General features: G+C 58.6%; 1 protein-coding gene. It reads right to left on the bottom strand.

Annotated elements, in window-relative coordinates:
- Positions 1-1,095 (bottom strand): IS630 family transposase, encoded by a 1,095-nt coding sequence (locus ACMGE0_RS33490; RefSeq protein WP_436820160.1) that lies wholly within the window; start codon positions 1,093-1,095, stop codon positions 1-3.
- Between the last annotated feature and the right edge of the window lie 78 nt (positions 1,096-1,173).

The following is a 1,173-nucleotide window of genomic DNA, read 5'->3' as shown; positions in this document are numbered from 1 at the left end:
CTAGTGTTCTGTCCCGCAAATAGCTTTGCATAAGCGCTCGACCTTTTCGAGGATGATTTGGCTTGTTGCGGTCCAGACAAATGGTTTCGCCTTCGCATTATATGCCTGGACGAAGGCGTTGATTTTTTCGACCAGGTCCTTGGCGCTGACGAAAGAGGCGCGACGTATCTGGCGTTCCGTGATGAGCGCAAACCACCGCTCGACCTGGTTGAGCCAGGATGCATAGGTCGGTGTGTAGTGGATATGGAAGCGCGGAGGTGCTGCAAGCCAGGCACGGACTTTCGGGTGCTTGTGAGCTGCATAGTTATCGACCACCAGATGGGCGTCGAGATCAGGTGGGACATTCGCCTCGATGTGCTTGAGGAAGCCGAGGAATTCCTGGTGTCGGTGGCGGGCACGGCATTGGGTGAGAACCTGACCGTTCGCGATGTCGAGGGCGGCGAATAAGGTGGTCGTTCCGTGCCGAACATAATCGTGTGTAACGCCTTCAAGATACCCAAGGCCGAGCGGCAGCACCGGTTGAGTGCGTTCCAGCGCCTGGATTTGGGTCTTCTCGTCGACGCAGAGCACCACCGCATGATCCGGCGGATTGAGGTAGAGCCCGACGATGTCCTTGACCTTGTCAACGAATAGCGGATCGGTCGAGAGTTTGAAACTTTTCGAGCGATGCGGCTGAACGCCGAGCAATGTCAACATGCGTCCCACAGTGGTCTTGGAAAGGCCTGTGGCCGCCGCTGCGGAGCGTACCGTCCAGTGAGTGCCGTCGGTGGGCTTGCTTTCGAGAACCGTGCGCAGCAGTTGCGCTACCCTCTCTTCGTCATGGGTTCTCGGTCGTCCGGGCCGGGCTTCCCCGTAAAGCCCAACGAGCCCCTGTTCGAACCACCGCTTACGCCAATGGCAGATCGTCGGATTCGTCGTCCCGAGCCGGCGGGCAATCGCGGTGTTGGTTTCGCCATCGGCTGAGGCCAGCACGATCTGCGCACGGCGAACCACACTGTGCGGAGCCGAATGGGACCGGCTGATGCGCTCCAACTCCTCGCGGTCGCCTTCACTCAGGCAAAGTGTGCGCTCCTGCGGTCGACCAATACGCGCCATATCCGTTCTCCTTGCAGTGAACGAATCTTCTGCCCGTTTCGATCATTTGTAAAGCTATTTGCGGGACAGGACAATAGG

Source organism: Neorhizobium descurainiae (genome assembly GCF_051400715.1).
Taxonomy (GTDB): Bacteria; Pseudomonadota; Alphaproteobacteria; order Rhizobiales; family Rhizobiaceae; genus Neorhizobium.
Note: the sequence above shows the minus strand (reverse complement) of the source record. Positions and strands in the feature narration are given on the sequence as shown.